Here is a 25,354-nt window from a genome sequence, read left to right as displayed (position 1 = left end):
ATCGTTCTAGTTTTTACTAGTCCCCCTTAGCGGAACTTAGTGGATGACCCCCGGTCCTCTGTGAGCCCCTTGCGAATAAAATCCCTTCTTGTGTTAGGTGAGGAGTTGACCATGAAGCTGTCCGGTCCGTTAGTTTGGTTGTTAGTTGGTATGGGCTCTGGTTTAGCTGGCCTACCAGCCTGGGCTGCTGATTCGCAGGTCACAGGTATTCGCCTCTCCAACTCTGGCAACCGGCTAGAACTGAGCTTGGATCTCAAGGGACAGGAAAGGCCCCAGATTAGTACCTCGCGTCAGGGCAATACCTGGGTAGCTGATCTCACAGGTTCTAGCTTGAAGCTAGCCAGTGGCGGTGGGCAGTATCGGCAGAGTGACCCTGCGCCTGGTATTACCTCGGTCTATGCAATCCCGATGGGCGAAGACCGAGTTCGAATCATGGTCACCGGCTCTGAACAGCCGCCCAGTGGTACGGTGACGCAGCGCCCTAACGGTGAGGTTGTCTTTAGCCTGGCTAGTGCAGCACCTGCAAATCGGCTCTTGAGTTCCAACGCTGCCTTGCCAGTACCACCCAGGCCTAATCCAGCAACGGCAAATGTGGGAACCGCAGCGAATACGGTTGCTCAGGCACCTGCTAGACCATCGGCTCCATCAGTAGCGGCGCCTGCTGCTCCCACCTCTGCGCCTGCTGCTAATCAGCCTAATCAACCGGCTGCCAGACCTGCTGAAGTAGCGCCTTCTCCAGAAATAGCGGCTCAGGCACGGCGAATCATTGCTCAGGCAGAGCGTCCTAACCAACCGAATGCTCCTCTGCCCAACAATACTCCTCAACCCGCGCCCCCCTTTCAACCTGGAGCAGTCCCGCCTCCAGTTGGGGATATTGCAATTGGCAATATTAATTTGGTTGCAGACACCTTGGATTTAGGCGGCCCCGGTCAGGCTCGTGTTAGACGCTTAGTCCTTCGTGAGGCTCCTGTCCGCGACGTTCTGCAGATTCTATCTGATACTTCTGGCTTAAGCTTTGTTTTCCGGGAGCCGGAAGATGTTCCTGGCACTCCTGTGCAAACTGTTGTCACCCAAACAGGTGCAAGCCAGGTCACCACAACGACAGCAGCAGCGGAAGGGCGTCCGGCAAGCCAGGCGGTCATCACCGCTAGTATCCAGAACGAAACTGTTCAGGATGTTTTCAACTACGTGTTGAGAGTAACCGGGCTACAAGCGAACCGAATCGGCAACACAATCTTTGTAGGGTCTAGCTTACCGACTGCGGTGCAGAATTTGGTGATGCGCACCTATCGTCTGAACCAGATCCCCGCGACTTTAGAAAGCGGTACCCTTCAACGCGATGAGGGTGGCACCCTGAGTATTTCAGGCGGTGACGATATTGTTCGTGATGCTTATGAGACCAATCGGACTGCAACCTTGAGAGGGGCGCGGGAGCAATTGCTAGCCTTAGCTGGTGGTGGTCAGCCACTCCAGGGCTTGCAGGTAATTGCTGATGCTCGTCTCAATACAGTGACTCTGATTGGTACACCCAATATCGTCAATGTGGCTTCTAGCTACCTAGCTCAACTAGATGCACGCAGGCGTCAGGTGGCGGTGTCAGTCCGAATTGTTGATGTCGCGGTTAATAACACCAGTGACTTGGGAACTAGCTTCCAATTCAGGGTTGGGAATTATGTCGGGAACATCAACCAAAACATTGGCAGTCCTACAACTGGTAACAACGTTAACTTCAACTTCTCGCCAATCCCAGCGTTTAATGCCACGATCAACGCATCAATCTCTAATGGCACAGCGAAGATTCTGACCGATCCAACCTTGGTGATTCAGGAAGGGTCAGAGGGAAGGGTAAACGTTACCCAGGACGTGATTGGTAACATTATTCGGACTGTGACTGCGGGGTCAACCACATCGCTGAATACTGAGACGGTGACCGCTCAGATTGTCCAGGTTGGTATTATTCTGGCGATTGCTGTGCCTCAGATCGATGACAACGGCTTTGTCACTATGTACGTAGACCCAGTGGTGTCAGCCCCTTCTGTACCGGTCACGCTAAATACGGGCGGCAGCAGCAATGCCTCCAACGTCATTCAGCTCATTCAGCGGCGCCAACTGTCCACGGGAGCAGTCCGGGTGCGCGATGGGCAATCTCTGATTCTGGCCGGTCTGATTGACGATAGCGATCAGAACACAGTCAGCAAAGTTCCTATTCTTGGGGATATCCCGCTGTTGGGCGCTTTGTTCCGGCGCACGACGACTAATCGGACTCGTCGTGAAGTGGTAGTGATTATCACGCCTCATATCGTGGAGGATTCTGATATCGTCACAGCTGGCTATCAGTATCAGCCGAATGACCCCGATGTTCGACGGTTGATCGAAGAGGGACAACGCCGGGAGCCTAGCGTTCGCCCAGCCGGTAACACCCAAACGATACCTGCGCAGAACCGTGAGTCCCAGGCCCCAGCACAACCATCAACTCCGCAGAGCTAAGCCTAAGCTGAACTAATTCGTTAAGTTCAACTTCTAGAAGTTCCCCTTCGTACTTGAAGGGGGACTTTCGTATATTGATTGATCAAAACAACTGGTCGAGATAGTTAAAGATATCAGCCCACTCGTTTATTCTCTCTTTATGCTGAGAGACCTATAACGGGAAAATCCACATATCTTAAAGGTTTTGAGGATCCAGATACCGAAAGTTGATATTAGAATGAGGCATTGGAAACGAGACCCTGTGGAAGTTTCAGCCTTTAGCAACCCTAAAACGATACTCGAAACTACGCAGGTCAACTACTCAGACAAAGCCACACGCGCGAGGAATCTTTAAAGAGGCTGCCATGAATAAGGGAGAACTGGTGGATGCCGTTGCTCAAAGAGCTAGCGTCACCAAAAAAGAAGCGGATTCGGTTTTGACTGCCGCCCTCGAAGCAATTGTGGAGGCAGTTTCGAGTGGAGATAAAGTAACCCTAGTCGGGTTCGGCTCGTTTGAATCACGGGAGCGTAAAGCACGAGAAGGCCGTAATCCTAAAACAGGGGACAAAATGGAGATCCCTGCAACCAAAGTGCCTGCTTTCAGTGCAGGTAAGCTCTTCAAAGAGAAGGTGGCTCCAGCAGAAGAGGAGAAGCCTGCTCCTGTCTCGGGTAAGAAAAAATAAGTGCTTCTGTAAGCAGACAAAAGCTACAGCAGTACCAATAGCTGCCTGCACAGGCTGGGAAAGTCAAGTAACCCAGCCCGAACGGGCAGATTTTTATTAAGTTCTAATTCATAAATAGAACGCTATTATCTATAGTTCTAATCGTGGTACCCCGCTAAATCTTGATGTGCTGCAACTCGTCTCTAGTTGGTGTAGGTGGAGACTCTGGACAAGAACATCCGCAGCATGGAGGGAACCTGCAATGGGCAGCCCACTTAGCAAAGTGTGCACCGGAAGATTTATTAGATTTCTCTAGCAGCATCAACCCTCTAGGACCACCGGCTTCAGCTCTCGCTGCCCTCCAAGCCGGGTTGACAGCGCTCAAAGCTTACCCAGACCCTGCCTACCGCCGCTTTCGTGAAGCGGTCGCTGCCTATCATCAACTGCCGTCCCCTGACTGGGTACTGCCTGGCAACGGGGCTGCGGAGCTGTTAACCTGGGCGGCTCGGGATCTGTCAAGTCTGGATGCGGTTGGCCTGGTGGTCCCAGCATTTGGGGACTACGAGCGGGCTCTGCGCAGTGCTTTTAGTGGCTCTAAACCTAATTTGGTGCGCCTGCCTCTAGATTTCAAGGTGACAGAGCAACTTCCAGACTTCGCGCCTCTACAAACACAAGGCCCTCGTACCAAAGTAGGACTGCTGCTCAATAATCCGCATAACCCTACCGGTTGGTTGTTTCAGCGCTCTAGCTTAGAGCCGTGGTTATCGCAGCTGGCCCAAGTTGTGGTGGACGAGGCATTCATGGATTTTTTGCCGCCGGAGCTTGATCAGAGCTGGGTGGCTCAGGTTTTGCACTACCCTAACCTTGTAGTGATTCGCTCTCTGACCAAGTTTTACAGCCTACCAGGCTTGCGCATTGGTTATGCGATCGCTCAACCTGAGACCTTGAGACGCTGGCAACAATGGCGTGACCCCTGGCCAGTCAACTGCTTAGCAGAACGGGTTACTGAGGCAGTCCTGCAGGATTACAGCTTTCAGCAGCAGACGCTTCATTGGCTTCCGCAAGCGCGTGCCGAATTGCAACAATCTCTAGATGCTCTACCCGGTTTCAAAACGTTTCGAGGTAGGGCTAATTTTCTTCTGGTTCAGAGTGAGCAGCCGGTTCCTGCTCTACAACGACGACTGGTTCAGCAGTACCGTCTGATTATTCGCGATTGTTTGAGCTTTCCAGAGTTGGGTGCGCACTACTTTCGAGTTGCCGTGCGCACCCAACCGGAGAATCAGCGCCTGACTGCGGCACTTAACGACTTACTTCAAACTCCTTAAAAGACTGGTAGTAATTAGAAGGCTCATATAAGTGGCAGCGATCCGTAATTTGCTGCATGAGCTGCCAAGAGAACTGGGTTTCTTGAAGATAAGGTCCCCAGTTTTGTTGCAAGTGGCGATGAGCTAACTGCAAGTTGTAAGACGGGATTGCGGTTGAGATGTGGTGGGGGACATGCACATTAATGTCATGGCACAACCACTCTACCCAGCGAGGATAGGCACAATGCACTGTACCCGACAACTGGGCCTGAGCCGCATCCCAGTTAGCTGCTTCCTGAAAAGGAATCTGCGGAGCGGTGTGGTGCACGAGGGTGAAGGTGCTCATCCAGAAGTGGTATACCAGCCAGGGCATTAACCAGAACTTCACTAGGCCCCATAGCCCTGTGGTTGCTACTAGTAATGGCAAACCCACTAGCCCTGCCACAAGCACCACGCCAATGGACAGCCGCACACTGTTCCGGTCTTTGGGAGCGAATTCAGCGGGGTTGAAGTGAACGCCTGCCCAGTGAATAATCGAGCCTAGCCACCATAGGCGACCGCGCAGACTTTGATAACCAACCTGAAGGCCAGCAGGCAGTTTTGCATACAAGTCTGGGCGTAGCGGTTGCCAAGCGTTGTCCACATCCATTTTGTTGGTATGGGCATGATGCTGATCATGGCCGAGTCGCCAGCAGTGAAAAGGGTAGAGCAGAGGCAGAAACATCAGGTGCCCCACCCAATCGTTGAGCCAGCGCTGCTTGGCAAACGAGCGGTGCCCACAGTCGTGTCCCACGACGAACCAGCCAGTTAAGGCAGTGCCAGTAAATAGCCATAGCAACGGCAATAGATACCAGGGGGAAACTACCAAACCCACGTAGCCCAGGGCGACAGCGACAACACTGCACACCAGACGAAACCAGGCTCTTCGCACGTCCTTTTGAAAGCACTCTTTGGGCAGCGTGTTCAAAATATCTCTTAGGCGAGTGCCTTCCGGCAAAGTTGAAACCGGCTGGCTGGCAGCGGTCAGGGCAACAGACGGGGTTACAGTCATGCAAAGCTCCAAACGACAAACACACACGATGAAACAGGCAAGAGTAGGGACTACCTCATAACTCCCACCTAATCCAGAGACAAATTACCTAGCAGGTTTAGGCTACCTGCACGCCTAGAATCCCCAAGCCTCATAGCAACGCCTATCTGCTGGAGAGACCCAGAGCCAGAGAAGATTGCCGACGTTTTGGCTTGGTTCTAAGTCCGCGCAGCAGAACGGCTTAAGCTCTGCAGCTTCCTGAGTAAGGAGTCGGTTTCCGCCTGCAGGGTTAGAAATTCGGCTTGAATCGACTCCTGATAAACCGCAATACTGCGGTGGGTTGGCAGCAGCTTAGGCTGCTCAGAAGCTTCAGCACGAGGACCAAACTGTAAAGTTGAAGAGTTAATGGGCTTTTGCACAGAAGCTTCAGTACTGTTTGCAGGTCGAGAAAGGTTCATTGCGATAGCAATTCAAGTCTGGCGGCTATTCTAACCTGATTGGCTGCAACGTATTTTAACAATCAGTTTTCTAAAACTTTGCTCTGGGACTTGCATAGACTTTGCCTATATCATGCCTTTCGGCAGTTCCCTGCACAAAGGACTGTGGCTAATCGGGCTAAACTACAGCAGTCTCTTGTCTCGCGCCCCTTAAGGGCTGTCTCCTGCCCGGTCTCATGACTCTTAGTCCCTCTAAACCCGCAACTGCATCTGCTTTTCACGGCTGGCCTGGGCTGATCGAGCGCTATCGAGCTTACTTACCTGTGAGTGCTCAGACTCCTGTCGTGACGCTGCATGAGGGCAATACGCCGCTGATTCCTGCCCCAGCAATTGCTGCTCGCATCGGGCGAGGTGTCCGGGTTTGGCTGAAATATGATGGTCTCAATCCAACCGGCAGCTTCAAGGACCGTGGTATGACCCTAGCCATCTCTAAGGCCAAGGAGGCTGGAGCCGCAGCGGTTATTTGTGCCAGTACGGGGAACACCTCAGCAGCAGCAGCAGCCTACGCTAGGCGGGCGGGTCTACGGGCATTTGTGCTGATTCCGGAGGGTTATGTCGCCTTGGGCAAGCTGGCTCAGGCGCTACTCTACGGGGCTGAAGTCATTGCTATTCGCGGCAGTTTTGACCGAGCGTTGGCAATGGTGCGTGAGCTAGCCACTCAATATCCAGTCACGCTGGTCAACTCTGTCAATCCCTATCGTCTGGAAGGGCAGAAAACAGCCGCATTTGAGATTGTCGAGGCCCTAGGTGACGCGCCCGACTGGCTCTGTATCCCAGTAGGCAATGCTGGTAACATTACGGCCTACTGGATGGGTTTTAACCAGTATCACAGCGAAGGCCTAGCCGCACGATTACCTCGCATGATGGGCTTTGAGGCGGCTGGGTCTGCCCCGATTGTCTTGGGCAAGATTGTGGAGCATCCGGAGACACTAGCAACCGCTATCCGCATTGGCAACCCAGCGAACTGGCAGCGAGCGCTCGCTGTGCAAGAGGCAAGTGGTGGGGCCTTCGGCGCGGTCAGCGACGAAGAAATCCTTGATGCTTACCGTTTGCTAGCCGCTGAAGAAGGAATTTTTTGCGAGCCTGCCAGTGCTGCCTCGGTGGCGGGCCTACTTAAGGTCAAAGATCAAGTTCCTGCGGAAGCTCGCGTTGTTTGTGTGCTGACAGGCAACGGTTTGAAGGATCCAGATAGTGCGATCAAGCACGCTGAAGCCCATTTCTATCAAGGGGTTGAGCCGAGCTTGGCGGCGGTGGCGCAGGTGATGGGGTTTTAGACTGCGGGTCCGGTGCCTCAGAGCGATTGCGCAGTTCAGCCATCGCATCAACTAAGGTGTTCATTAGACTGTCGCGGGTCTGACGATGTGCCTGTTGTTCTTGGCTAAGGGCTAGGCGCAACCGCTCACATTCGGTCACCGCTTCTACCAATAAGCGTTGCAGTTTGACGGGGTCCTGTAGGCGAGCAACCTGCTGCTGCAAGCGCCGAACCCGTTCAGGGTCTGGATCAATTTGAGACTTACGCAAAGTAAGTTCTGATTTTAGGGCGGCTACTTGGGCTTGTAGCGCTTGCGTCTCGCGCCGCCGCTGTTCAGCTTCCGCCTCGTAGAGCCGACGCCAACGTTGCGAGTCTTCAGGGGGTGTTTGATCTGGCGCAGTCTCGGAATGATTCATGGCGGGTCACCACTGCACTTAGCGCTCTCACAATAGAAGGGACAGCACTTGGCTCTGAGTCTAGCCTTTTCAGGCTGGGAATACGGCATATGAGGCAGAGCCTAAGCACCCTACCTTTTGCCCTGCCTCATGTGGAAATGAGCCTCATTGCAGCCCCCTTGCCCTTGCATACAACTTGCACCCAAGAGGGGCCGCAACTGACCCTGATGCTGTACGCGTGCTAAACGCTAAACGCCTGCCCTCGATGGGGTTTCGAGACTATGGGTAGCAGACTGAGGTGACTGCCGCGGAGCTGATGCGAGGGTAAAGTGCAGCCGGTTAAGGGCGTTTGTGTAGGCCTGAGCCGAGGCAACGATGATGTCGGTATTGGCAGCATGGCCCGAGAACACCCGATTCTCGTGGCGTAGACGAATCGTAACCTCACCAATCGCATCGATTCCAGCCGTCACCGATTGGACCGAGAACTCAATCAGTTCGTTAGGCACATCGACGAGCCGGTTAATCGCTTTGTAAACGGCGTCTACTGGACCCGTACCTACCGCTGCATCCGTGAGTTCTTGGCCATCTGGCATCAGGAGCCTGACCGTAGCAGTGGGCAATTCATGATCGCCACAAGAAACTTGGACATGCTCTAGCTGGAAGGCTTGCGGATAGCTGCGCACTTCATCATTGACAATTGCTTCGAGGTCCCAGTCAGAGATCTCTTTCTTCTTGTCAGCTAATTCTTTGAAGCGCAGGAAAGCCTTGTTGAGATCTTGCTCGGATAGCTCAAAGCCCAGCTCCTTGAGCCGAGTGCGGAAGGCATTGCGCCCAGAGTGCTTGCCCAGAATAATCAGGTTTTCTGAAAGACCAATGGATTGAGCATCCATAATCTCGTAGGTCAGCTTGTGCTTCAGCACTCCGTCTTGGTGAATGCCAGATTCATGAGCAAAGGCATTGGCTCCCACAATCGCTTTGTTAGGCTGAACCAACATGCCGGTGAGGTTGGAAACCAAGCGCGAGGTCTTATAAATCTGTTGGGCGTCAATGTTGCACAGAGGCACTTCTGAGTCAGCGGGGCGACCGAACATCGGGTTGAATAACTTGCGCCGCACGTACAAGGCCATCACCATTTCTTCGAGGGCCGCATTGCCGGCCCGTTCGCCAATGCCGTTGATCGTGCTCTCGACCTGACGGGCACCGTTCTTAATGGCTGCTAGGGAGTTGGCAACTGCTAAACCCAAATCATTGTGGCAGTGGACTGAGATAACAGCCTGATCGATGTTGGGCACATTTTCTTTGATGCCTCGAATCAAGGCCCCGAACTCTTCAGGAGTGGTGTAGCCGACCGTGTCAGGAATGTTGACAGTGGTGGCACCGGCGGCAATGGCCCGCTCCAAAACCTGATAGAGAAATTCGGGGTCAGAACGGCCTGCATCTTCGGGTGAGAACTCGACATCCTCGACTAGAGATCGGGCGTAAGTCACCATTTCTTCAGCGATTGCCAACACCTCAGCCCGGGTCTTCCGAAGCTTGAACTCCAGATGAATATCGGAGGTGGCAATGAAGGTATGGATTCGCTTGCGGACAGCAGGCTTTACAGCGGCGGCGGCGGCGTCAATGTCCTGCTTGGTTGCACGGGCCAGACCACAAATGATCGGTCCAGTTTCAGTGCCAACCACTTCAGCAATTTTGTGGACCGCCTCAAAATCGCCAGGGCTAGCAAATGGAAACCCGGCTTCAATCACATCCACACCTAGTCGGGCCAGTTGCTTGGCGATTACCAGCTTTTCTTCGCCGTTGAGCGTTGCACCAGGTGATTGTTCACCGTCGCGCAGCGTAGTGTCGAAGAAGATGACCCGATCCGAATGGGCAGGGACTGAAACCGCAGCGGTATCCATAGCTCAAAAACTCAAAGATTAAGTTGGGGTGGGCACTTTCAATATCCTATCGCGCTCATTTGTCAGACTGAGCTTGATAGAGATAGCTCTAAAGCAGTTAATCAAGCATTACTGGAGAAGGGTTAAGCGAGGATAAGGCGCTCTTAGGAAGCAACTGCTTCAATTCCTCTATCTACAGGTGCAAAACTTGACCCTGTTCAAATGTTCTAGAGCCTCTTTTGATAGCTGTAGGTACACTGCTTGCGGTGCCAGACAGCTAGGCTTCAGCTCAACGTTATTCTCCATAACCTGCAAAGTGAAAATCGCACGGAGCGGAGAGGGAGTACGCGGGTAAATCCCCTGTTAAAGCAGTGTTTACCGTTCGGATTTTTCAGGTTGCTGGCCCTGTCTGGTGCTGCGCTACTCGGGCTCAAACAACTGGCTCGGCTCAAGCGGCTACTGTTGCTGCTTGGACCAGCGCGGCTACCCCTTCATGCTGGTAGCCGCCGCTCTAGGGTTGAAAAGTTCACACATATGGCCTTCAAAGCGTGACATATTACTCCGGGTTTCGAGATTCGAGCAGATATGTATGCCCAAAACCCAGTTTTGTAGTTACCGATACACTTGATGCCTCTGTAGAAAACTAGGATGCAGCCAAAGTTTTCTCTGAGATTTCCCGCAAGGTAAGCCCCGCTATGAGATGGAATAGTCCAGCAAAGAGGAGAATCCCCAGTCGGGGAGACAGCCTCGCTTCGAGAAGAGCTTCGGCTTCAACTACTGGTTTGATGACCTACTGGAAGAGTTTGGTCATTGAGTGGAAATACTGCATCCCCCTAGCGATTCTGATTGGGGTTGGCTGGGGCTGGAGCGTCAGGGCGCAGGATGCAGCCACAATCGACTACGCTACCCCGGCAGGTCTCAAGGTTGGCCTAGATACCATGTGGACTCTGTTCGCTGGCTTTTTGGTGTTCTTTATGAACGCTGGATTTGCCTTGGTAGAGTCCGGCATGTGCCGCGTCAAGAATGCCGTCAACATTCTGTCCAAGAACCTGATCGTATTTGCGCTGTCAACCATTGCCTATTGGGCGATTGGCTTCGCCTTTATGTTTGGGGATGGCAGTCCAGTCATTGGACTGAATGGCTTCTTCTTATCGGGAGCAGACAACAGTCCTGCGACTGCTGATGCCTATGAGGGTGTTTTCAGCGCTTTAAGCTGGACTGGTATTCCTTTGACTGCGAAGTTTTTCTTCCAACTCGTGTTTGCTGGAACAGCAGCAACGATTGTCTCCGGCGCTGTGGCTGAGCGAATTAAGTTCATTGACTTCTTGATCTTCAGCTTGGTGATCGTCGGCGTGATCTACCCGATCGGCGGCCACTGGATCTGGGGCGGCGGTTTCCTGGCTCAGTGGGGTTTCTGGGACTTCGCCGGTTGCACCGTAGTGCACTCGATCGGCGGTTGGTGCGCGCTGATGGGAGCTTACTTCCTCGGCCCCCGTTTGGGTCGCTATGTCAACGGTCAAGTTGTGGCTATGCCCGGTCACAACCTGGGTTTGGCAACTCTGGGCTGTCTGATTCTATGGCTGGGTTGGTTTGGCTTTAACCCCGGTTCGACCATGGCTTTGGATGCTAATCTGATCGGCCACATCGCCTTAACCACCAACCTGGGTGGTTCGGCGGGTGCTATCGCAGCAACGATTGTGGCTTGGGTCAAGTTTGGGAAGCCTGACCTGACCATGATCATTAACGGCATCTTGGCTGGTCTAGTGGCAGTGACAGCTAGTTGTGCCTTCATCAGTGCGGGTAGTGCGGTAATCATTGGTGCGATCGGTGGCGTTCTGGTCGTTTTCGCAGTCGGTTTCTTTGACAGCATCAAGATCGACGACCCCGTGGGTGCCGTTTCGGTTCACCTGGTCAACGGGATCTGGGGCACCTTGGCTCTGGGTCTGTTTGCACAGTCTCCCTGGGCTCCAGAGGCGATGGGCAATGGTCTGCTCTTCGGTGGCGGTAGCAAACTGCTGTTTGCTCAAATCATTGGCATTCTGATGGTCGGGGCTCTGTCCGTGGCGCTCAGCAGCATCACCTGGTTGGCCCTGAAGTCAGTGCTGGGTCTGCGCGTGACGCCCGAAGAAGAGTACGAGGGTCTGGATCTCGGCGAGCATGGGATGGTGGCCTACAGCGGCTTTGCGACCGAAGTTGATTCAGACGCTCCAATCATGGAGGGTGGCAACCTCGGCAAGGCTTCGAGTGTAAGAGGCTTCCCTGACTAAACAAGTGTCCAATATGGCTGTTTAACCTCTATCTGCCCTGCTGTTGAATTGCAGCAGGGCTTTTTGTTGCTAGGTTGTCGGGATCTTCTTGGCGAATCTTAAAGGCTTCTAGAATGTCTTCAAACGCTAGTGCAATCGCTCCTAGCGCTATGATTCTTCAACCAAGGCATTGAACCCAAGGCACTGAAACCAGGGCACAGAAATCAGGGCACTTAGCTGACATCCAGGAGTGAGATAGATGAAAAACCAGAGTGTAGAAGCTTACCAGGCAGCTGAGATTGCCACATATCCTGGCGAATCTATCTTCGCTGAGCGCTTCACTCTGCAAGATCTCTATGTCCCTTTAGCCGCGAAACCTGTAACTCCTGCAGGCAAAGTAGACGAATCGGCAACAACATTCGACCTGGAAGGCTGGGTCAAGGAAGCTCTGCAAAAATCCAGTCAGCAGGAGCAAGTTCTGCTCATTCAAGCGACAACTGGCCGGGGCAAGAGCACCTTTTGCAAACTGTTTGCCAATTGGGTCCGACAGCATTGGTATCCAGCCTGGACTCCTATTGTGATTCAGTTGAGCAATCTGCAAAGTATTGGGTCTAATTTTGAGACGACTTTGCGCTCAGGACTCGATTGGGAGTTTGCGAAAGACGAGCATTGGTTGGCCAAGGCTGATAGCCGCTTTTTGTTTCTGTTGGATGGTCTAGATGAGTTACCCTTCGCAGCGAATGGCGAACTCCTGAGAGCGCTGCTGCAACAGATTGGTGAATTTCAACAATTCTGTTCAGAAAATCGTCAGGAAAGCCATCGAGTTTTACTGACGAGTAGAACTGCGGTTTTACAAAATCTGGCACGTTGGCTCCCGTCGAATTTAGAGCGCGTGGAAATCGTGCCGATGGAGGCTGAAGCCCAAACCGAATGGTTCAGCCGCTGGCGTTCTCTGGTTGGCTCTGAACCAGCGTTGGCCTTACAACAATTTTTGCAGGAACGCTGTCCGGAAACGCTTCAAAAATTGGCGACAGAGCCTCTGTTGTTGTATCTTTTAGCAGCTCTGCATCGAGATAATCCTGTGCAGATTGAGCAGAACCTTGAGCAGTTTGCTAGTGCTAGTCCCGCCAGAGCCACGGCTTTGCTCTATGAACAATCCTGGCAGTGGTCCCTGCAACAAGCCGAGCACTGGTTTAGTCCAAATACCAAACCCACAGGGACGATAGAGCCTGTGCTGAGTGAAGCAGGGCTGTGGGCTGTACAACTGGGTAAAGCGTCTATTCCACTCGCTGCTGTGCAGCAACGTTTGCAACCGGAGGGCAGCACAAGGGATTGGCTGCAACTTCTGCAACACTCGCAGACTGAGCTGAGAAGTACCTGGGTCAAACTGCATCCCAGCTCTGCTGCTCTGGCAGCAACTTCAATACAGTTGGGTCATCGCAGTTTTGGCGAATTTCTGTATTTTCAAAGGACTCAGCAAAGCTTGCAGAACTGGGGGGAGCAAGCTGAGGGGGAGAGTTTGTTTGTCTCCAACCAGCAGATGGACTGGGAACTTTACGATCTGCTAGGTTTTGGGCCTTTGCTACCAGAAATTGTGGAACAGTTGCTGGCAACTCTGGAAGCAAGTTCAGAGCTAGCAATCGAAATTCTATTCCGGCGTTTGGAGAATTTTTACTTCCGTTGGTGTGAGGGTGAGTTTATCGATGCTGAGACGCTGGAGCAGAATTTAGCCCATCGAAAAATGCGCCAGCTCAAAATGCAGAAGTTGGTGATTGGGCAACGACAGGTTGACTTGTATGCAGGGCTCAACAGCTTTATTCTTTTGCTAGAACTGCACCGCTACGCGCAGGCTCAAGACCAACTTCGAGAAAAGATCTTCTTCTACCCCTGCGGTCGACAGAATCTTAATTTTGATCCTGCACGAGTGTTGCGGCTGATTGGCTACAGCCATTGCATCGAACCGCAAGCCTTTGTCCACACTGTCGGCTCCTATCTTCAAGGTATTTATCTGAACAGAGCTGACTTGAGAGGGGTGAATTTCATTGGTTTAGATTTAAGCCAGGCTGACCTGAGTAGTGCTGATCTGAGTAGTGCTAACTTGATTGGGGCCAATCTGACGGGTACGAGCTTGATTGGCGCAAACCTGAGCAATGCAAACCTAAGCGACGCAGAGCTGGCTCAAGCTAACCTGTGGGGAGCCAATCTGCGAGGAGCCAGTTTGCGAGGAGCCAGCTTGAGCCAGGCCGATCTCAGTGGTGTTGATCTAGGTAACTCCTATCTCATTCGTACCAGCTTTAGAGGTGCCGATTTGAGTGATGTCAATCTGAGCGGGGCAGTTCTTTGGGGGGTAGTTCTGAGTGGTGCGAACCTCAACGGCGCGAACCTGATTAGAGCTAGTTTAAATGGTGCCAATATCAGTGGCGCTAGCTTGAGTGGTGCCAATCTCAGCGGTTCTAGTTTCCGAAGTGCAAACCTCACTGGTGTGAACCTCTGCAACACTGACCTCTTTCAGGTCAATCTGAGTGGCGCTAATTTGGCAGGCATTATTTGGGATGACGAAACTAAGTGGGAAGGGGCCAAAGGGTTGGAGTTAGCCCGTAATGTTCCAGAGGCTTTGCAAGGGCAGTTGAGTAATGGAGGTTGAGTTATGGCTAGTCATGACCGTGGACCTAATAGAAAGCTTGCCTATTCCCCGATAGTCCTCAACTCAAAGCTGAGACTCACCGCCGAACCTCACAAATAATGCAGGACCATCTGGCGCCAATAACGGGCTCTGTGAGCCTCGCCGCGCCAAACATAAAACTGATGTTCAATGTCTTTGGTCCGCAAAACGTCGCTGAATTGGCGATTGTTTTCGAAGAAAGCATCTTCTTCACCAATGATCAGCGTAATCTCCATGCGCCGCAGTAGGGCGAGCAAGTCTGGATCGGTGATGTTAGGGACGAAATGGCTGGGCGTGTTGTAGTAAACTGCGTCGTCGTAGTGTCCATCCAATAGACTGCGAAAGCTGCCTACGGAAATTGTCAAGTCGTAGCGGCCACTAAAAGCAACAACCTTGGAAAACAACTGTGGATGACGAAAGGCCAGATTGACGGCATGGTAAGCGCCTAAACTACAGCCGTGAGAGATCAGAAAAGGGCTGGAGTTTTTCTTCTCAGTAAAGGGCAAAACTTCTTCGAGAATGTATTGCTCATATTGAAGATGTCGTTTGATCCGATCTTGCGGTGGGCTCCAGAAACAGTAAAAGCTCTCTGCGTCCATGCTGTCGACGCAAAATAGTTGTAGCCAGCCGTTATCCAGGTGCTGTTGCAGTGAACGTACCAGGCCCCAGTTTTCGTAGTCAAAAAAACGGCCTGCCCGCGTTGGAAACACCAAAACTCTGGCGCCACTATGGCCAAAGACCAATAGCTCCATGTCCCGATCTAGATTGGAACTGAACCACTTGTGGTATTCCCTGCTCATGCTGAGTAAGAGTACAACACTCCCCAGAAGCTTGGCTTAAGAATACATTAAAAAATCTGTTGTTGATGCTCGTAAAGCACTTGTGTCCAGACTTGGTAACCAGTAGGGCTCAGATGTAAACCATCTGCCGCAAATAATTCTGGCTGTGGTTGGCCATCATCTCCGAGCATTGGTTGAAAGGTGTCGATGTAATAGCTAAATTTCCGTTGAGCCAGCTCCCCCTGACTCAATTCATTGGTTTGCCGGATCCGTTCGATTAAGGACCAACGGGCCAAGCTGGGTTTGATCGCCAGAAAGGCAAATGGAATTTCCCCTAGATATTGAGTTGTCTTCTGCAGTAAAGCGCGCAGCGAGTTTGCAACTGCTTCGGGCGGCTGACCATCTCCCAAATCATTGTCGCCTGCGTAGAACACCAGCGAACGCGGCTTGCATGGGACCACCAACCGTTCAAAAAAGTGAACACAGGCTGCTAAAGTCGAGCCGCCAAAGCCAAGATTGAGCGTTGGGATGGTTTTGAAGTCAGAAGCCAGGGTGTCCCAGAGCCGAATCGATGAACTGCCATAGAAAACGACTACATCCGGTTGGGGTGGAACTGTAATAAGGGACTTCTCAAGTGCTCTGACTTCAGCCTCGTACCAATCCAAAATGCTTTCCTTCTGTTATCGACAATACAAAGCCTAGATACAAAGTATAGAGTGGCTCTACAGCCTGGTTCAAAAATACTTTTCAAGAATATCTAGCGAAACCATCAAGGTATTGATGAGTATTTAGGCTGCTTCATTGCACCACATTTAGCTGCGTCTGACAACCGGAGCAGCTAGCCAGCCCCGTGCTCAATGGGCTAATGGCAAGGTTCAGCCTTTAGGCAGCCTTGATATAAAGCATGCTAATTAAGTCCGCTTGAGCACTATTGAAAGAAGCTTAAAAGCCTTCTGTTAGTAGAACTGAGGGGGCGATGAGTTAGCCATTAGCGGCTGTTGTCACTCTTAAGAGTGAAGTAAGGATGAGGCCGTTAACGAAAGTAATATCAGTTGTGTGTAGTGAAAATAATGCATGCTGTTTAAACTTGGCACCTCCTTTCGGGGGATGTGCAAGGGGGCCAAAATGGATCTATGATGTACGGCATGGAACCAGAACATAGATTGGGAGATGTAATCTCTAACTATTGGTATGGCGATTTAACTCGAAGTAGATTCAAAAAACAGCATCCTAAACCGATGCTGCCTCAGTTGCCCCCACTGCCTCCTGCCTCTCGGCAACTTCGAGTAAATTGGACCAATAGCCGATTAGAGCCATCTCCCCACAATCCAACTTCTCAACTTCCTGCTTACCGATCGCAGCCTCAACTCGCCCATCCATTTAGAACGCGGCTAGAGTACAAGCTGAAGTCCCTCTACTTAGCTAGCCAACTCGCGGCTAAGCCAACCTCTAAGCCAAAACAGCCTAAAGCTGTTGGTAACTCTCATCGAAGCCTGCTTAAGGTGATAGTTGCTTTGGCCCTCGCTCTCCCTTTATTAGCGAAGGTCAGCTTATCCGCAGGGCCCTCCTCAAGAGCGCAACCGTTGCCTCGCAGTCCTGAACCTATTGCTAACCCGACCATTGCATTGCGCAATGCGATCATTGAGCAAGAGAGTAACGGCCATTTTTGGATTGTCAACAGTGACTCTGGCGCACTTGGTATAGGACAGGTCATGCCTGAGAACCTCAAGGCTTGGTCAGAAGAGGCCCTGGGCTACTCCATATCTAAGGAGGAGTTTCTGAAAAATCCTCAACTGCAAACTCAAATCATTGACTACAAGCTCGCTCAGTATTGGCAACGCGCTCTCAGAGATAGCGGTGGTAAACCTGAAGAGAGTGTCCGCAGGGTTGCCTCTCAGTGGTATAGCGGGGATCCGAATCTTTACGAGTCCACGACTCCTCAATTCTACAACGGTCAAGTTTACCCCAGTGTTGCTAACTACACCCTAGCGGTTTTGGAAAAATACCGAAGCCAATAAGCTCCATAGGGCAAGGCGGGTAATGCTGCTCAACCTGTAAAATTCCAATTTGTTTAGAGGGCAGCTAGTGCTCACTAGCCTCCCTCTAAACACTAAACAATAACTGAGTTTGTTCTTCAGCTATGCCTAACAGCTATGACTAAGCTATGGCTAAAATTTTTAGGCTCTCTTCGGTAAGACTAATGATTGTATCCGGTGTTGCATACCACTCACTTTAGTGGTCAAAATTCGGCGCTTAAGGAAGGATTGCTGTGACCAATGAGAGGCTGTAGACCAGCGGTTATAAGTTGGGACTGCAACCTCAGTGATAAATCTCTGCCATTGCGTCGCCAGCCTTGCCGCCTGAGTTTCCTCAGCGCGGCACCGACCATTGTCAATCATGGCGCGGCGCAAGTCCGGTTGGTTGCGCAGCCGTTGAAGGGCGGCCAAAATGTCATCCACTGACCCAACCTCTAGGTAGTCAAGCTCGCTTTTGCGCTCAGCCTGAAAGGCAGATTCATAGCCTAGAATTGCAGGTACTCCAGCATGCCAAGCGTTAAGCAGCTTCGAGGGTGGCTTCCAATGTTGCGAGTCTCCCTGATGGCCCAGACGGCGAACTGCTACGACTGCATCAACCTGGCTGTAATCGTGCCAGTGCTCGCGCTCCACAATTGACCAATGCAAGCCCAGCGCTGTTAGTTGCTCTCGCCAGGCTGGTGTTTGTAGCTCCGGGGCCAAGTTAGCTTCGTGTCCTAAGTAAGCAATGTTCTCGAACCGCTCGGATCGGCCTGAATCCCGTGGAATTAAGCCGGGCTGGGGCCAATGGGGCATGTAATGCCGACTGTTAGAGAAACGTGAATTTGAAGCTTCCTTCGGGTTTTGAACTAGATGCAACTGAGCGAAGGGATGCGCTTCCCGGTCTGCTTTAAGGCAAACAAGTAGAAGCTTTGGCCTCGGCCTTAGCTGGTAGGGGAGTGAGTCTCGATGGGCTAGGACAATGCCCTCACTGGGCATCATGCCGACTAACTCACAGGGGAAATCTAACTCTCTAAGGCGTAAATAGGTCTGTAGTGTCCAGCAAAAGACGCCCCAGCTAAAGCCTCGCCAATAGACATTGGCGTTTTCCGGGAAATTATTAGGCCAGTCACTTTTAGGAATATAAAAGTACACTGGCGGCAGTCGCCTATTCATAATAAGTGGGTGGGTGAGAATGAGCCAAACACGTTCGTTAGATAGAGCCCACGATCAAGCTAAAGTGCACTGTGTGTGACTTAGCTCAGCTACTTATACGAAATAGTGCTTGGTCAAAGATGGCAAAATACGGCCATCCCCTTATTAATGAACACTGCACTTTACTAGATTGATTTTGTTGGTCAGGGAGATTAATCAAAAAAACAAATTTGAAGTCGTAACGCTGATCTGAGCAGACAGCAGCTTAAGAACCCTCAGAACCTGATAGCTTTAATTCTCAGAGGTTCGGAGGTCAGGAGAGGCAATCGTGAGCTATCGCACAGAACGAGACTCGATGGGAGAGCGCCAGCTTCCCGACTCGGTCTACTACGGTATCCAAACGCTGCGGGCTACCGAAAACTTCCCGATCAGTGGTCTCAAGCCTTTGCCTGTCTACATCGACGCTTGTGCCCTAATCAAAAAAGCCACAGCTTTAGTCAACCGGGACCTCCATTGCATTCCTGATGAAGTTGGCCTTGCCATTGCCCAGGCTGCTGATGAGGTCCTGGCTGGGCAGTTGCGCGATCAATTCGTGGTGGATATTTATCAGGCAGGGGCAGGCACCTCGCACCACATGAACGTCAATGAGGTGCTGGCTAACCGTGCCCTGGAACTCCTAGGTGACCGCAAGGGCAACTACACGCGCATCAGCCCCAATGACCACGTCAACTACGGCCAATCCACCAATGACGTTATCCCTACGGCCATTCGGATTGGTGGCCTGCTTGCCCTCAACCGCTTCCTCTACCCAGCTTTGACCAAGCTGATCAGCGCCTTCGATCAGAAGTCCGAGGAATTCCACGACGTCATTCGCTCAGCGCGTACCCACCTTCAGGATGCAGTCCCCGTACGCCTAGGCGAAAACTTCCGGGCTTACGCGCAGATTCTGGCCAACCACCGCAGCCGGATCGAAACTGCCGCTCAGGATTTAGCTCTGCTAGGTCTAGGTGGGAGTGCGGCGGGAACTGGACTCAATACCCACCCTGAGTATTGCGAGCGCGTTGCCCATAAGCTCTCTGATCTGATCGACCGTCATCTGCGTCCTGCGCCACATCTAATGGCTGTCATGCAAAGCATGGGGCCATTCGTGAATCTTTCAGGAGCGCTGAGCAATCTGGCTCAGGACTGCGCCAAAATCTCCGCTGACCTGCGCCTGCTCGATTCAGGGCCGAAAACCGGTTTTAAAGAGATTCAACTACCTCCGGTTCAGCCTGGATCGAGCATTATGCCTGGTAAGTACAACCCGGTCATGGCTGAGATGACCAGCATGGTTTGCTTTCAGGTGATTGGTTACCACACCACGATCACCCTGGCTGCCCAGGCCGGTCAGCTAGAGCTGAATGTGATGATGCCGCTGATTGCCTATGACCTGCTCAACGGCATTGAAATTCTGGGGAACGCGCTAGAGGCCCTAGCAACCCGGTGTGTGGTTGGCATTCAGGCCGAGCGCGAACGGTGCCGAGCCTACGCCGAAGGCAGTCTGGCGCTAGTCACGGCCCTCAATCCTCACATCGGCTACCTCAATGCAGCCGATGTGGCTAAAGAATCCCTGGCTACCGGCAAATCTCTGCGTCAGATTGTCCTCGAACGAGGACTGCTAGATGAAGCTCAGCTGGCTGAGGTGTTGAATTTAGAGGAAATGAGTGAGCTGCATCCACCGCGAGATGCCTATCCGCTATCCTGATCACCAACCAACGCGACCGATTACCAACTCACTCTCAGAGGGTCTAGCTACCATGCGCAAACCAGATTTGATGGAAATTGTCTTCCACTACGTCAATGGTCAGCACGAATCCTTCAGTATTCAAGACCCCAATGAATCTCAATTGCCCCAGCAGGTTAAGCAAAATTTGCGCCAGTTTTTGCGAGAAGATTGGTGGATTTTAGAGTTACCTGAACAAACTTTGTTCATCAATCCTAAAAATGTTCTTAAGATCGAGATTAGGCCGGGTATTGAATTAGAGGGTGAAGGTGTGCTCAAAGATGTTCGCCGCATCACTGCGCTGGCCCGCACGCGCTGAAGTCTCAGCGTTTACGCCTATAAATTGGTGCTTGTAAGAAGCCTTGTAGAAAGATATTAAGTTGGGTCAATGCTAACCCTTTTTGCTCAAGCGGCCTTCTACAATGGCTAGAGTTAATAAACCTTGCTGTTAGCAAGGGAGGGCCTAAGATGGCTGATTGTGACCGCTTGATGAGCTATGTCGCCTACTACGTGAGCCGAGGCAAGACGGTCATCAGTCTGATGGATGGGCCGCTGCCTTTCACAGGCCCTGTGTACCAATATCGGGGCTATCACAGCTATTTTTCTCATTTCTGGTGGGAGCTCAAGCAGCGTCGTGACTTTCACGATCTGCACATGGAAAGTGACAACTATTCCTTCGGCGATTTTCTGGGCAATGATTGCACGGTAGGCGAGTGTTCTCGCTGCGATTTGCCGATTCCCATACCCGATGGCTTGGCTTATACAGTTCCTAATTGCACACTCTGCGACAACGGTCCGTTGCTAGCTGAGCAGGGTGATAGCAGCATCCAGGTTGAGGGCATCACCTTCCGCAAGCGGTACAAACACCCCGCCACTGCTTCCTCTACCCCTGTGGCACAGGCTCAGCTTGCTGGGCTACAACCCACTTTTTCAGAGTCAGATCTGGGGTCAGAGTTTCTGGAGTCAGAAGATAGCTTTGATTTAACCTTCGATTTAACCCAAGTCGTTGCTGTTGGTACCCCTCCCACAGACCGCATGAGCTTAGAAGAAGTGCTATCGCTCAACGGTTTTGATGTCACCTTTGTTTCCAAGCCAGAAGAGGTCACTTGCCAATCCTGGCCACGCACCGTGGATCTGGTGCTCATTCACGCTGAGGTGTCTGAGAAGGAAGGCAAGACTTGGGCGCAAGAACTGCACCGCCATCCCCAAATTCAGAATGCGCCAGTCGTCGCGCTGAGTGCTGAGGCCGGAGGGGGGCTTCCCTGGGTCGAGCGCACCTTAGGCGTTGTCGATTATGTCGTGGCGCCTCTCAACGGTGACCGCTTAGCCCACCGCTTGCGCCAAGTTCTGCAGGCTCAACACATTGCTCAGGGAGCCGAGATCCACTGGTTCCCTCGCTAACCCTCATACAAATTGCATATTACTTGCATGCATGAACCCTGCCACTGAGTTGTCCTCATCTACTGAGGCATCAGGGCAGGGTTAGTCGTTGCTTCCGCAGTACGCAGATAAATACTAAACTGGCTACCGTCACCAGGGTTGCTCTTAACGGCAATGACTCCCTGCATCAACTCCACTAACTCTCGCACTACCGCTAGACCAATGCCACTGCCAGGAATGACTCGGTTCGATTGGGCTCGGTAAAAGCGGTCAAAGATACGAGGCAGATCAGTGGCTTCGATGCCAGGTCCAGAATCACTAACACAACAGCAGGCGTGCAATTCGGTAATACCCGTGCCATCATCCGGTAGGGTTCCGGTGTTGAGGGCAATGCTCACCGTGCTGCCATCTGGCGAAAACTTTAGGGCGTTGCCCAAGAGGTTGCCTAGCACTCGCTCCAAGGCACCAGCATCGGCCCAAACTAACGGCAGATTGGCCGCGGCCTGAACTTCGATCCGGATCTGGCGTTGGGCTGCTAGCGGATTACAGGTGGCGACAATGTGCTGCAAACTTAGGGCTAAGTTGCAGGGCTGAAGCTTAAGGCTATAAGCTCCTGCTTGCAATTGAGCGTACTGCTGCAAGTTATCAACGAGCAAACCCTGCTGGTAGCAGTTATCAATAATCATCCAGGCATACTGCTCGACCTTATCGGCCTGATGACTACTGCGGGTGAGCATTTTGGCCAACATTAAATTGGCACTAATCGGGTTCTTGAGGTCGTGACCAATGCCGCCCAAGAAAGACTGCGAACGCTGGTTGAGCTGCCAAATCTGCTTGTTAGCAGCCATCAGTTTAGTGTGTTTTTCCTCTAGGGCAGTTTGAGCGGCTACCCAGTCGGTCACATCCCGCACGGTCACTAACCACCCTGCAAGCTCCAAGCAACAACTAGCCATTGCTGCATCCGTTGCCTCAGGCCCATACGCTTGAAATTGAACGGCCCAATCGCGGTAGTGAGTCTGACCAGATTGATAATGGCTCAGCCTTCCTGTACAAGCTTGTCCTGGCTGTTGCAGAGCGGTTTCTAAAAGCCCGTTAATGACGGATACTGCTTCGGGGAAAGCGTCGGCTAAAGCCTGTTGGCCTGGATGGACTTGTCTATCTTGTTGCGAAATCCAGAACGCCTCAATTGACCATAGGGCATTCAATTGTGCCAGAGCACTTCGCGCAAAGGCAGGCACAGCGTCACAACAAGGCATTCCAGTGCTCCATGCAGAATCAAAGCCAGGATTGCCCGCAGGAAACCAAGCTCTAGGCTTTATTGTCCCAAAGTAATTACAAATAACCGAGGTGCCGCATCGAATTATTCACTAGAGTTTGCAAAGCTTAATCCTACGGATACAGCAGAATTTTGTAAGTATCAGGACCAGGTTGCAGTGCTTTTTCAACTGCTTGCGTCAACTGCTTTAACGGGTAAGTATCGCTAATGAGGGCGTCTACATCGATCTGACGACTGAACACCAGATCGGCAGCTAAGGGTTGCAGTTTATAGGATGAGCTGTAGCTGCCCATCAAGTCGATCTCACGCCGATAGATCACATTGGGATTCAGAGGGATCTCGACCTCGTCTGGAAATTCTGCAAAGAACAAAATCTTGCCGCCTTTGCGGGTGCAGTCCAATGCTTGAAAGAATGCCTTTTCACTAGGGACAGCTAACAAGCTGGTGTCGACGCCCAAGCCACCCGTTAACTCCTTAACTTTGCTAGCTAACTCCGGATCCCGAGCATCCAAGGCCGCTGTCGCACCCACAGCTAGGGCTTTCTCAATACGATTGGGCAATAAATCTGTGACGATTGCCCGAGTCCCAAAGCGGGCCACCAGCATGATAAACATCAAGCCGATGGGGCCGGCACCGGTGATCAGCACGGTTTGCCCAGGTTCAATGGCTGCTTTTTTGACCGCTTTCAAACAGCAATTAGTTGGCTCTACAAAGCTGGCCTGCTCAAAGCTGACAGTATCCGGAATCCGAATGAGGCCACCGTGGCGAACAATGTGACCGGGCACCTTCACATACTCGGCAAAACCGCCGCCACTGGGTGTGAAGCCGGCAGTGGTCGTGACATTTTTGTACACCTCACACATCGAGAAATTCTCGTTGAAGCAATAGGAGCAATGCATGCAGGGGATGTGATGCAGCACCACCACACGGTCACTCAACTGCCAACCTTGTACCTCATGGCCCACTGCTGCGATCGTGCCTGCGGTTTCATGGCCAAAGATACGCGGCGGTTCGTAGAGCGGGTAGCACAGTTTTTTAATGTCGCTCTGGCATAAGCCCACCACTCGCACCTGAACTAAGACCTCATCAGGACCGATCTCTGGTACAGGAACGTCCTCGTAACTTAACTGATTGACCCCTCTGAACACCTGAGCTTTCATGGTTGACATTTGCCGATCGTTCTCCCCTGCACAAGCATTGGCTCAGGCACATCCTGCCACAACTCTTGGCTAAGACCTAATCAGCCAAGCTTGGCATGCAAGCACGAATTTGAAAGTATCTAAATTGGAATTATCTAAATCAGCTCGTTTGATTAACTCGATTAAGGTTAATGCGTAGGCAATTGCATCCCTAGACCCTGTAATCCCTGGCGCAATTGTTCTGCGGCTTGCGGTCGGTTTTGGGCTTGGTGAAGTTCTATCGCACGGCTAAAAACCTGAGCTGCTTGAGCCAGTTGTCCCCGATGCATCAACACAACGCCCAGATTTTGATAGGCGTTAGCGTGTTCCGGTTCTAGCTCAATCGCCCGTTGGTAAGCGCGACTGGCCTCAACCAGTTTGCCTGTGGCTTTGAGCGCTAGGCCCAGGTTGTAGTAGGCATTGGCAAATTGCGGGTCAACAGCCAGAGCTTTTTCACAAAGCCCAATCGCCCCTTGGAAATTTCCCTGCTTGTGTAGCAGACTGCTCAGGTTCAGATAGGCTCCTAACTTGAGCGGCTCTAGAACTGGCAGGGCTAGCGCTTGTTGGTAGTGATGGGCCGCCCCAGCCCAATCGCCTTGCTGGCTGGCGGCAATCGCCCGGTGGTAATGCAGTTCAAACTGGATCTGGGGGTTGTCTGGTTGCCCAGCCAGGGCACGATCGAGCAGGTCTATGCCCCGCTCCAGGTCGCCCGCCTCGACATACAAAGCCCCGAGCTTGCTGCAGACATAGGGATCCTGGGGGTGTTTGGCTCGATAGGACTCCATCAAGCGAGCCGCAAAGTTCAGCTTGTCGCGGGCTTGAAGATTCGCGCGGCTGTAACCAGTGTGGGCAATGGCGACTTGAGGCACGGTTGCTACTTTGAGTTGAGGCTGACGCGCCAGAACCTCTGCCACCGAGTCATCAATCATGGCGTGGTAAGGCCGCGAGAAGCACACGTCGGGACGGTTGCGAAACAAGCGCGAGACCAGCGAGTAGGGGGATTGACTAGCTCCCACTTCCTGCCGGACTAAATTAAAGGCTAAGTAGTCTGTTTGAGCCAGCAGAGTCCGCAGGGTTGGCACAAATTCTGGCAACAGAGTTTCATCGGCATCTAGAACCAGAACCCACTGACCTTTGGCATAGCTCAAGGATTGATTACGGGCAATTGCAAAGTCATCACACCAGGGAAAGTGAAACACCTGGGCACCTAGCTGGGCTGCAAGCTCTGGCGTGCCATCAGTGGAGCCTGTGTCCAACACAATCAATTCATCAGCAACGCCGCGCACACTCTCCAGGCACCCGGCTAACTGCTGCACTTCGTTTTTGACAATGGCGCAGAAGCTGAGAAGGGGAGATGGGTCAGCCATAGGAGCAGGCTATTGCACAAGGGTTGAGAGGGATCCTATCAAATTCGGCAG

At 52.2% G+C, this 25,354-nt stretch carries 21 protein-coding genes; 10 read left to right on the top strand and 11 right to left on the bottom strand.

Features of this window, described 5'->3' with window-relative positions:
• Positions 1–111 precede the first annotated feature (111 nt).
• The 3 genes from H6F94_RS06365 to cobD all read left to right on the top strand — a co-directional run bounded on the left by H6F94_RS06365 (position 112) and on the right by cobD (position 4,453).
• A complete protein-coding gene (locus H6F94_RS06365) occupies positions 112–2,487 on the top strand; it encodes a secretin GspD/PilQ domain-containing protein (RefSeq protein ID WP_190801388.1) in 2,376 nt (791 codons plus the stop codon).
• 224 nt (positions 2,488–2,711) lie between these two features.
• Positions 2,712–3,149 (top strand): non-specific DNA-binding protein Hbs, encoded by a 438-nt coding sequence (gene hbs / locus H6F94_RS06360; protein ID WP_313949247.1) that lies wholly within the window; start codon positions 2,712–2,714, stop codon positions 3,147–3,149.
• A 164-nt stretch (positions 3,150–3,313) separates the two neighbouring features.
• Positions 3,314–4,453 (top strand): threonine-phosphate decarboxylase CobD, encoded by a 1,140-nt coding sequence (gene cobD, locus H6F94_RS06355; RefSeq protein ID WP_190801386.1) that lies wholly within the window; start codon positions 3,314–3,316, stop codon positions 4,451–4,453.
• Here the strand turns inward: cobD and H6F94_RS06350 are convergent.
• Together H6F94_RS06350 and H6F94_RS06345 are read right to left on the bottom strand one after the other, a co-directional pair.
• Complete coding sequence (locus tag H6F94_RS06350) at positions 4,428–5,483, bottom strand: fatty acid desaturase (RefSeq protein ID WP_190801385.1); 1,056 nt, start codon at positions 5,481–5,483, stop codon at positions 4,428–4,430. The two genes, cobD and H6F94_RS06350, sit on opposite strands and share 26 nt — an antisense overlap.
• Before the next feature lie 197 nt (positions 5,484–5,680).
• A complete protein-coding gene (locus H6F94_RS06345; protein WP_190801384.1) occupies positions 5,681–5,920 on the bottom strand; it encodes a hypothetical protein in 240 nt (79 codons plus the stop codon).
• 215 nt (positions 5,921–6,135) lie between these two features.
• On the opposite strand from H6F94_RS06345, the gene thrC reads away from it, so the two are divergent.
• Complete coding sequence (gene thrC, locus H6F94_RS06340) at positions 6,136–7,233, top strand: threonine synthase (RefSeq protein WP_190801383.1); 1,098 nt, start codon at positions 6,136–6,138, stop codon at positions 7,231–7,233.
• Here the strand turns inward: thrC and H6F94_RS06335 are convergent.
• Positions 7,157–7,627 (bottom strand): hypothetical protein, encoded by a 471-nt coding sequence (locus H6F94_RS06335; protein ID WP_190801382.1) that lies wholly within the window; start codon positions 7,625–7,627, stop codon positions 7,157–7,159. The genes thrC and H6F94_RS06335 overlap by 77 nt on opposite strands.
• Positions 7,628–7,854: 227 nt before the next feature.
• The gene (locus H6F94_RS06330; RefSeq protein ID WP_190801381.1) at positions 7,855–9,507 is read right to left on the bottom strand and encodes a 2-isopropylmalate synthase; all 1,653 of its coding nucleotides are present in this window, start codon (positions 9,505–9,507) and stop codon (positions 7,855–7,857) included.
• A 764-nt stretch (positions 9,508–10,271) separates the two neighbouring features.
• Here H6F94_RS06330 and H6F94_RS06325 point away from each other — a divergent pair.
• Both H6F94_RS06325 and H6F94_RS06320 read left to right on the top strand, forming a co-directional pair.
• Positions 10,272–11,753 carry an ammonium transporter gene (locus tag H6F94_RS06325; protein WP_242041033.1) on the top strand — a complete coding sequence of 494 codons (1,482 nt, stop codon included), beginning with the start codon at positions 10,272–10,274 and terminating at the stop codon, positions 11,751–11,753.
• Positions 11,754–11,991: 238 nt separating this feature from the next.
• Positions 11,992–14,376, top strand: a complete 2,385-nt coding sequence (locus H6F94_RS06320) for a pentapeptide repeat-containing protein (protein ID WP_190801379.1) — start codon at positions 11,992–11,994, stop codon at positions 14,374–14,376.
• Between the two features lie 89 nt (positions 14,377–14,465).
• On the opposite strand, the gene H6F94_RS06315 is transcribed toward H6F94_RS06320, so the two are convergent.
• The 3 genes from H6F94_RS06315 to H6F94_RS06305 all read right to left on the bottom strand — a co-directional run bounded on the left by H6F94_RS06315 (position 14,466) and on the right by H6F94_RS06305 (position 16,553).
• Positions 14,466–15,194 carry an esterase family protein gene (locus H6F94_RS06315; RefSeq protein ID WP_190801378.1) on the bottom strand — a complete coding sequence of 243 codons (729 nt, stop codon included), beginning with the start codon at positions 15,192–15,194 and terminating at the stop codon, positions 14,466–14,468.
• 47 nt (positions 15,195–15,241) lie between these two features.
• On the bottom strand, positions 15,242–15,838 hold the full coding sequence (locus H6F94_RS06310) for an SGNH/GDSL hydrolase family protein (RefSeq protein ID WP_190801377.1): 597 nt from the start codon (positions 15,836–15,838) through the stop codon (positions 15,242–15,244).
• Positions 15,839–16,403: 565 nt separating this feature from the next.
• Entirely contained in the window at positions 16,404–16,553 is a 150-nt protein-coding gene (locus H6F94_RS06305) for a hypothetical protein (protein ID WP_190801376.1), read from the bottom strand.
• A 203-nt stretch (positions 16,554–16,756) separates the two neighbouring features.
• On the opposite strand from H6F94_RS06305, the gene H6F94_RS06300 reads away from it, so the two are divergent.
• The gene (locus tag H6F94_RS06300; RefSeq protein ID WP_190801375.1) at positions 16,757–17,191 is read left to right on the top strand and encodes a transglycosylase SLT domain-containing protein; all 435 of its coding nucleotides are present in this window, start codon (positions 16,757–16,759) and stop codon (positions 17,189–17,191) included.
• Between the two features lie 159 nt (positions 17,192–17,350).
• Here the strand turns inward: H6F94_RS06300 and H6F94_RS06295 are convergent, their stop codons facing one another.
• Positions 17,351–18,361, bottom strand: a complete 1,011-nt coding sequence (locus H6F94_RS06295; RefSeq protein ID WP_190801374.1) for a glycosyltransferase — start codon at positions 18,359–18,361, stop codon at positions 17,351–17,353.
• A 307-nt stretch (positions 18,362–18,668) separates the two neighbouring features.
• Between H6F94_RS06295 and H6F94_RS06290 the strand changes: the two genes are divergently transcribed.
• From H6F94_RS06290 to H6F94_RS06280, 3 genes are all read left to right on the top strand, one after another.
• Positions 18,669–20,084: an aspartate ammonia-lyase gene (locus H6F94_RS06290; RefSeq protein WP_313949232.1), complete on the top strand. Its 1,416-nt coding sequence runs from the start codon at positions 18,669–18,671 to the stop codon at positions 20,082–20,084.
• A complete protein-coding gene (locus H6F94_RS06285) occupies positions 20,044–20,421 on the top strand; it encodes a hypothetical protein (protein WP_190801373.1) in 378 nt (125 codons plus the stop codon). Before H6F94_RS06290 ends, H6F94_RS06285 begins: the two co-directional genes overlap by 41 nt.
• Before the next feature lie 149 nt (positions 20,422–20,570).
• On the top strand, positions 20,571–21,503 hold the full coding sequence (locus tag H6F94_RS06280; RefSeq protein ID WP_190801372.1) for a response regulator: 933 nt from the start codon (positions 20,571–20,573) through the stop codon (positions 21,501–21,503).
• Positions 21,504–21,562: 59 nt separating this feature from the next.
• Here the strand turns inward: H6F94_RS06280 and H6F94_RS06275 are convergent, their stop codons facing one another.
• From H6F94_RS06275 to H6F94_RS06265, 3 genes are all read right to left on the bottom strand, one after another.
• Positions 21,563–22,738 carry a sensor histidine kinase gene (locus tag H6F94_RS06275; protein WP_190801371.1) on the bottom strand — a complete coding sequence of 392 codons (1,176 nt, stop codon included), beginning with the start codon at positions 22,736–22,738 and terminating at the stop codon, positions 21,563–21,565.
• 133 nt (positions 22,739–22,871) lie between these two features.
• A complete protein-coding gene (locus tag H6F94_RS06270) occupies positions 22,872–23,927 on the bottom strand; it encodes a zinc-dependent dehydrogenase (protein ID WP_242041032.1) in 1,056 nt (351 codons plus the stop codon).
• 158 nt (positions 23,928–24,085) lie between these two features.
• Entirely contained in the window at positions 24,086–25,303 is a 1,218-nt protein-coding gene (locus H6F94_RS06265; protein ID WP_190801370.1) for a tetratricopeptide repeat protein, read from the bottom strand.
• Positions 25,304–25,354: the final 51 nt, after the last annotated feature.

Source organism: Leptolyngbya sp. FACHB-261, assembly GCF_014696065.1.
Classification (GTDB): Bacteria; Cyanobacteriota; Cyanobacteriia; order FACHB-261; family FACHB-261; genus FACHB-261.
Note: the sequence above shows the minus strand (reverse complement) of the source record. Positions and strands in the feature narration are given on the sequence as shown.